The sequence below is a fragment of the Helicobacter rappini genome (assembly GCF_900198625.1).
Classification (GTDB): Bacteria; Campylobacterota; Campylobacteria; order Campylobacterales; family Helicobacteraceae; genus Helicobacter_A; species Helicobacter_A rappini.
In genome coordinates, this window is the sequence record NZ_FZPK01000047.1 from 1 (window position 1) to 7,333 (window position 7,333).

The 7,333-nt window shown below is 37.1% G+C and carries 8 protein-coding genes; 4 read left to right on the forward strand and 4 right to left on the reverse strand.

The features are described from left to right. The coding region (locus C6H17_RS09305; RefSeq protein ID WP_104731414.1) for a DUF6056 family protein at nucleotides 1–1,031 on the forward strand (1,031 nt) is incomplete at its 5' end. A gap of 96 nt (nucleotides 1,032–1,127) precedes the next feature. On the opposite strand, the gene C6H17_RS13050 is transcribed toward C6H17_RS09305, so the two are convergent. Genes C6H17_RS13050 through C6H17_RS09325 form a run of 4 tightly spaced genes read right to left on the reverse strand, consistent with a single transcriptional unit; the run spans nucleotide 1,128 to nucleotide 4,319 of the window. Continuing rightward, nucleotides 1,128–1,487 carry an FkbM family methyltransferase gene (locus tag C6H17_RS13050; RefSeq protein ID WP_148374302.1) on the reverse strand — a complete coding sequence of 120 codons (360 nt, stop codon included), beginning with the start codon at nucleotides 1,485–1,487 and terminating at the stop codon, nucleotides 1,128–1,130. Further along, nucleotides 1,406–2,086, reverse strand: a complete 681-nt coding sequence (locus tag C6H17_RS09315; protein WP_005217682.1) for a hypothetical protein — start codon at nucleotides 2,084–2,086, stop codon at nucleotides 1,406–1,408. Before C6H17_RS09315 ends, C6H17_RS13050 begins: the two co-directional genes overlap by 82 nt. 3 nt (nucleotides 2,087–2,089) lie before the next feature. After that, nucleotides 2,090–2,992: a glycosyltransferase family 2 protein gene (locus tag C6H17_RS09320; RefSeq protein WP_020995815.1), complete on the reverse strand. Its 903-nt coding sequence runs from the start codon at nucleotides 2,990–2,992 to the stop codon at nucleotides 2,090–2,092. After that, nucleotides 2,973–4,319 carry a radical SAM protein gene (locus C6H17_RS09325; protein ID WP_077388148.1) on the reverse strand — a complete coding sequence of 449 codons (1,347 nt, stop codon included), beginning with the start codon at nucleotides 4,317–4,319 and terminating at the stop codon, nucleotides 2,973–2,975. Before C6H17_RS09325 ends, C6H17_RS09320 begins: the two co-directional genes overlap by 20 nt. Nucleotides 4,320–4,681: 362 nt before the next feature. On the opposite strand from C6H17_RS09325, the gene pgsA reads away from it, so the two are divergent. The 3 genes from pgsA to C6H17_RS13055 form a co-directional block, all read left to right on the forward strand. Further along, nucleotides 4,682–5,224 carry a CDP-diacylglycerol--glycerol-3-phosphate 3-phosphatidyltransferase gene (pgsA, locus tag C6H17_RS09330; RefSeq protein WP_005217685.1) on the forward strand — a complete coding sequence of 181 codons (543 nt, stop codon included), beginning with the start codon at nucleotides 4,682–4,684 and terminating at the stop codon, nucleotides 5,222–5,224. Further along, on the forward strand, nucleotides 5,225–6,319 hold the full coding sequence (rseP, locus tag C6H17_RS09335) for an RIP metalloprotease RseP (protein WP_005217686.1): 1,095 nt from the start codon (nucleotides 5,225–5,227) through the stop codon (nucleotides 6,317–6,319). 184 nt (nucleotides 6,320–6,503) lie between these two features. Further along, nucleotides 6,504–7,333 (forward strand): adenylyltransferase/cytidyltransferase family protein (locus C6H17_RS13055; protein ID WP_233714113.1); only part of this gene is annotated, 830 nt, incomplete at its 3' end.

Below are 7,333 nucleotides of genomic sequence, written 5' to 3' on the forward strand. Positions count from 1 at the left end.
TTAAACTTCCCCCCCCCCCCCCACGAATTCTAATATTGATTCCATTTTTTATAGTAAGCTTTTTTGCTGGAATGTCAAATGAAATTACAGGCATTATTGTTGTCATTATTCATATTTGCTTACTCTTTTATGCAGTCTTTATCGCAAAGGTTAGATTACCATTTTGGTATTATGCTGGAGTGATTTTATTTGTATTGGGTTTTTTAGCATTGTATCTATCACCCGGTCATGCGAAGAGAGCGGCGTTATTTGTAGAATTAGAGATTGAATATTATTCCATTGGTGACTTTTTACATATGAGTTTATATGAAAAACTTGCAAGAATCAGTCATGTTATGAAATCCACAAGCACAACCCTTGTTACATTTGCATGTTTATTATTATGTTTTTTATACACTCAAATTAAACAAAAACAATGGCAGCACATTGGTGTAATACTCCTATTTGCCGTGATTTTTATTGCAGTCTTTTCTATACCTACCTTGCATTTTATTAAACATCTTGTTGGCGCATGTTTGTTTATTGTGATATGCTATTACGCTTCGGTTGTCTATAAAAAGGATGACAATATGGAATTATCTAGGTTGTATTTTTATGCTTTTTTACTTTTTATTTTTTGTCATATATGTCTTTTATTGACACTGCAGGTGAATATCCCGCCTAGGGCCCGTCTCTTTGTGGTTCTCATAGGGATTGTTGGGTTTTTAATTGTTTATAAAGTCATAGAAAATTTGTTTTACAATCACGAGAAAAAGATTCGATATGCAATCTTATTGTTTAGCTTTCTTTATGGAGGTTTTGTCTTGAGTGCATTTGTTGATATGCGTATAAAATGGGAAAATATGGCAACTTATATAGAGACACAAAAGGCACGGGGGATAGAAGATATAGTGGTAAGCTCTAAATATTTTCACAGCTTTTATAAACGCTATGGAGATTGGCAGAATCCAACCGATAAAGCCGATGAATTTCCAAATCCAAGTTATGCAAAGCATTTTGGCGTGAAAAGCTTTGTGGTTAAAGATGATTAAGTAACTCAGTCTTTGGGGGAGGAGGGTCTTTTATAGCCCTTATTTTCTTAATATAATTGAAAATATTGAGGTGGGTTTTATAAATCCCAAACCTATTTAATCTATCTTGGGCAGGCAAAATAACATAACTTCATCTGTTGGATGGAAAACAGAAAGTTTTGCAATAAAAAAGCTATACCCAAGATCCCAAGAATCTATGAGTTCTTTTGTATCAAAAAATTGCTCCGCATTATGATATATTGCAATGATTAATATAGGTCTGTGTAAATATATGGTTTCCTTTGCCCCAAGCAAAGCCTTAATTTCTGCCCCCTCAATATCCATTTTAATTAATCCAATCTCTAAATGAGAATCATGCAAACTAGATTCGGTGGTTATTTTTGGAATATTACCCCCCCCCCCCCATTGTTTGCAATTAGCACAGAATCTAGTCTTACAGATTGTTCTGTATTGCAATTGGACACAGCAAGATTGAAGGCAAAAGCGTTTATATTGTATTTTTTAATATTTTCGCTTAGCTCATTAAAACACAAAGCTTCCATCTCAAAACTCACGATTCTATATGGGTTATATTTAGCAAAACAGAACGCACTATCGCCATTTGCCGCTCCCACATCTATTATGGTTTTATTGTGAATACGACTTGCAATATAGTGTGTTGGAAGCAGTTTAATGCCATTATGATAATAATATACTTCACTCATAAAGTAGTTAGATAGTGGATACTCTGACCACATCTTGTTATCTAGAATCTCTTTTTGCAAAGCTAAATCTCTTTGTGAAAACAGCGTATTTTTATCAAACAATGCTTTTTGTGTGGAACGCGGGATAAGACATATTAGCTTCTCTAGCACTTCATCAATAATGCTACAACTTTCCATATCTAAACCATGTTTTAGCTTTTGAATCCGCACATTAATATCTTCACAAAATATCAGATCTTTAAAGCTATCAGCCCAATTGTAGCCAATATCAATAAAACTATAAGGCGATTTTCTCTTTTTCTTTTTAAGCTTTAGAAAATATAGTATTTTATAAAGATATTGTTTTATCATCTCTCATATCCTTTTTAATTTTTTGCGAAGTATTTTGTAGGCACGCCATTTTTGAAAATATTTAAAATCAGTTGCGCGTATCATCTTTTTATATCGATACAACAAATCACTAGGTTTTGAATCAATTTCTGCACAAAACAAACTATAATGAAGTGAAATTTTATGCCTCTCCAATAATGTGGAAAATAGTTTTTGCACAGATAAAGCACGATGAAATTCATATTTTGAAGAAAAAGTCTTTCCACAATGATTATTATTGCTATGCACACGATAGTAAATGCCTTTGAAATCTAAGTGAAATATTTTTGCCCCAACCAATGCGGCACCATAGATTATACAATCATCAGCCCGTATTCTCCATTCATTTTCCAATGAAAGTGGCAAGATTCTGCTAAGCATCTGTTTTGTAATTGCTATTGTAGAAGTAGAGTGTCCATAATAAGAGCCATTAAAGTAGGTATCAAATATACTAAAACCTAAATCACCATAGGGCAAAACCTCATTATCACCATCGCTTATTTTACCATCTTGCATGATAAATAAATCGCAAAATAACATATCGCACTGGGACTCTAAAAAAGTTTCCACAGCTTTTTTGATGTAGCCCTCACGCATATAGTCATCAGCATCAAGAAAAAACACAATTTCACTCTTCCCATCAAGGTGAATAAATCCGGCATTAAACGCACTTAGCTGACCGCCATTTACTTTTGTTGTCAATCTAATATTTGCATATTGTTTGCAATAATCCTGCACTATCCTTACAGAATCATCGCTGCTTCCATCATCTACGACATGAATGAGAATATGCGGATAATCCTGCTTTATAACAGAAAGGATACATTCGCTAATATATTCTGCATAGTTGTAAAGAGAAATGATAATCTCAACTTGCGGAAGTTTCATGTTGTCCCTCTTTTTTAAGATTTTCTTTAAAATCTTGCACGCATTTTTCCACTTCTTTTCGCTCAAAATCATTAAAGAACCAATCCCACTCTTGTTTTTCTATGACTTTATATTGCAGGTTTGAATAATGTTTGGGATCTAGTATTTCTTTATCCAAGCGTATCGGCTTAATTGCACCTTGTCCAAATTCCTCAATAAAATCACAATGAAATCCATCACAAATAAATTTAATCGAACATTCTTCACATCGTTTTGGCTTAATCTTTTCCTTAAGAATGTCATCAAACACAAGGTCTTGCTCTAAATAAAAATGCTCTAATTTACTAAAGGATTCTATGTTTTTTACATTTGGAGTATAGAACTTAATCTTATCTAAAATTGGCTTTTCATAGGGTTGGATTGGTGCATATTTGTCATCAAAACGAATATAGGGCAATATTGTGCGTTTTAGCCATGTAAAGCTTTTGTGTCGTTTTGCCATGCGTCTTTTGTGTTGTGTGAAAAAGCGTATGACATCTGGTTTTTCTGTCGTTAGTTTTGCTGCCCTTTGAGGTTGTCTCTCAATCCACAATCTAGAGCTTCTCTCCCATTCATGTAGATCATATATCATTTGCAAACTATTTGCAATGTTTTTTCTATGTCGCTCTTCAACAACGCAAAATGGCAGGAATCTCAAATTCACTTCAATGCCATGAGATTCTAATCTATCAATACAAGGCGTAAGTTTTTGCCCTATCACATCATAATATGGAATATTGTGCGTATCTCTTACCCTCTTTTGATCACCTGCATTATTGTAACCTAAAAAATTTACCACTCGTGCATTATATTTAATTGCAAGATCAGTAATTTGCGGCAATTCATCTATAACCTCATTTGTTAAAACGCAATTTGCCCGTATTGGAATCTTTAGTATTTGTAGATTTGTAAGGGCTTTAATTTGTCTCTCAAAGCCACCTTTTTTACCTACAATCTTATCATAGGTAGCACCAATACCATGCAAAGAGCAGAGAAAATCATAAACCCCTGCCTCTTTAAATTTTTGTGCGTGTTCAAACTTTGCTAAAGCAATAAGGTTTGTTATAAGACTTGGTTTTAATCCGATTTCATTGCAGTATTTTAAAAGCTCAAAAATATGAGGATAGATGGTCGGCTCACCGCCTTGAATATCTATGCTATTACAATTGAACTCATCAACATAGATTTTACAGATTTCTTTTGCTTTATCAAGAGAGAAAAATGGATGCTCAGGGTGCTTCTTGTCAGCGATCCGCTCAGCAAAGTAGCAAAAATAGCAATTGAGATTGCAGGTCTGCCCTAGCCACATAACGCCACGCCTCGTGGGTAGTTTCTTTTGGCATAAAATATAATTTTCGTTATTGCAGAGGTATTGCCCCCCCCCCCCCGCTTATACGCACATGATTCATAGAGATCTCCTTAAAAAATAAAAATAATGCGTTACTCTATCCAAATAAAGTTAATAACAAAAACCAAATCCCACTTGATTCTAAACAATTAAAATTATCACATTGCAACACGCTCAACAGATTCTTATTGCAAAATATTTTCTATAATGTTGCAAATTTTGCAGCATAAATTACAAAACTCTAACACAACAAAGCAATAAAAGATTTTGCTTTTTTTGTTATAATTTTAACTTTACTTAACATATATAAAACTGGATTTTACATGAAACACATACCAAATATTCTTACATGTTCGCGTATTTTACTCGCTGTTTTGCTGCTTGTTGTGATGCTTCATTGGGAGCATATCGTACCTTCATGGGTAGATATTTCTTGGCGGAATTATTGTGCTTGTCTTATTTTTTGTATCGCTTCTATCACAGATTTTTTTGATGGCTATATTGCACGGCAGTTTGATTTGGGTAGCACATTTGGCGAAGTCTTTGATCCTTTAGCGGATAAAATGCTGATACTTGGGGCATTCATCGGCTTATTGTTGCTTGATAGGGCGAATGCGTGGGCGGTTTTTATCATCTTATCGCGTGAGTTTTATATCACAGGCTTGCGTGTTGTAGCGGCAAACTCAAAGCAAAATGTCGCAGCAAGCCCACTTGGCAAATACAAGACTGGCTTTCAGATTCTAGCGATTGCGTTTTTACTTGCTGATTTTTTCCCCGGTGGCACACTTTTTTTATGGATTGCAGTGATTGTTACACTATATTCTGGGCTTGATTATACCTTTAAATATTACAAGGCTATGGCTTAAATGGGAGTATTATTTGCCATTTTGGGACTCTCGTTTCTCATATTTTTTCATGAACTAGGGCATTTTTTATTTGCGCGTTTGTTTGGTGTTAGGGTTTTAGTCTTTAGCATTGGCTTTGGTAAAAAGCTTATCACAAAGCAATACAAAGGCACAGAATACACCCTATCTCTCATACCGCTTGGTGGATATGTAAAGCTCAAAGGTGAGATTACAAAAGATTCTATATCTAAAGATTCTAATGAGATAGAATCTAGTATTTCTAGTCAATACGATAAAGATTCCCTGCTTTCTAAGCACCCATTTCAGCGGATTTTAATCCTTCTTGCAGGTCCTTTATTTAATTTTATTTTAGCATTTTTCATATATATAATCATTTTTGCAAAAGGTGTGCCAAGCTATTCTAATACCCCTATTATTGGAGATATTGGCAAGGAATTTTTAGCTTATAATATCTTAAAAAAAGATGATGAGATAATAAGCATTAATGGAATCAAGGTGGAAAAATTTAGCGATATTAGCCATATTTTAAATGAGAATAAAACACAAAATATGGAGGCAAAGCTGCTTATATCTCGCCCTATTTCTTATGAAAAATCCAATAAAAACAAAGAGATTTTAGAACTACTTGTGCCTTTAAGCAAGGAAAAGGATCGCATAATATTAGGCATCACACCTGCTATTACAATCATGTATTTTAGTCCCATTGAGATATTACAAAACGCCATAATGAAAGTCTATGATGATATTATGCTGATATATAAGGGATTGCGGGATATGCTGCTAGGGCTAATTGGGCTTGAGAATCTAAGCAGTGTGGTAGGCATTACTGATGTGAGTGCGAAGGCATATAATGCGGGATTTGTTAATTTTATTTTGGTGTTAGCTATCATTTCTGTGAATCTTGGCGTAATAAATCTTTTACCCATACCCATAGTCGATGGCGGGCAAATCCTTTTTACTCTCTATGAATGGCTAACCGGAAAGGCTCTGCATGAAAAAATAGCAAATATCCTTGTCGCATTAGGACTTAGCTTCATTATAACTCTCATGTTGCTTGGACTTTACAATGATATTGTAAGGATTGTTGGGGGATAAAAGTAAATAGGGCGAGAATTGAAAAATGTTATAAAATTTGCATTCAAGATTTAACTGCAAGAAATATGAAATTAAAAATATTTTTTGCTGTAACAATCTTAATAAATTTCATTACAAAAAATAATTTTACAAACATTATTTCCATGCTGACAGAATCTTGCTATAATCACATCAAGGAGTTCGTATGAAAACTTATGAAAAAAGTGTCTATGTCGCTATGGCGGCAGATTTACTGCACGCTGGGCATATTAATGTCTTAAAGATTGCTAGACAAAAAGCAGATGAGCTACAAGCAAGAGTTGTAGTTGGGCTATTAACAGATAGTGCAATTGCAGAAGTTGATGAGACGGCTTTTTTAGACTATAATCAACGAAAAGAGGTGTTAGAAAATCTCAAACTTATTGATGAGATTATCCCACAAGAAACTTTTAGTTATATATACAACCTTAACACCATTAAGCCCATTCTTGTGATTCACGGCGATGATTGGCAGAGTGGCTATCTGCGACACTATCGAAATGAGGTTATAGAAGTGTTGCACACGCTTTATCCGCAACAGCATACAGGTATGGATTCGCATCCAAATCTTTTGGAGATTCCATATAGCCATAATATTAATGCGCTTGGTATTAAAAAAGCATTGCATTCACTTGGCATTAGCACAAATGCAAGGCAGTCTCGCCTAAGAAAATTACTTACACTCACCCCCCCCCCCCCCCCCCCCCCCCCCCCCCCCCCCCCCCCCCCCCCCCCCCCCCCCCCCCCCCCCCCCCCCCCCCCCCCCCCCCCCCCCCCCCCCCCCCCCCCCCCCCCCCCCCCCCCCCCCCCCCCCCCCCCCCCCCCCCCCCCCCCCCCCCCCCCCCCCCCCCCCCCCCCCCCCCCCCCCCCCCCCCCCCCCCCCCCCCCCCCCCCCCCCCCCCCCCCCCCCCCCCCCCCCCCCCCCCCCCCCCCCCCCCCCCCCCCCCCCCCCCCCCCCCCCCCCCCCCCCCCCCCCCCCCCCCCCCCCCCCCCCCC

What these genes read in the sequence shown, in the direction of transcription:
- C6H17_RS09325 (WP_077388148.1), bottom strand. Translation starts at nt 4,319, where the DNA reads ATGTGGCTAGGGCAGACCTGCAATCTCAATTGCTATTTTTGCTACTTT.
- pgsA (WP_005217685.1), top strand. Translation starts at nt 4,682, where the DNA reads ATGAAACACATACCAAATATTCTTACATGTTCGCGTATTTTACTCGCT.
- rseP (WP_005217686.1), top strand. Translation starts at nt 5,225, where the DNA reads ATGGGAGTATTATTTGCCATTTTGGGACTCTCGTTTCTCATATTTTTT.
- C6H17_RS09315 (WP_005217682.1), bottom strand. Translation starts at nt 2,086, where the DNA reads ATGATAAAACAATATCTTTATAAAATACTATATTTTCTAAAGCTTAAA.
- C6H17_RS09320 (WP_020995815.1), bottom strand. Translation starts at nt 2,992, where the DNA reads ATGAAACTTCCGCAAGTTGAGATTATCATTTCTCTTTACAACTATGCA.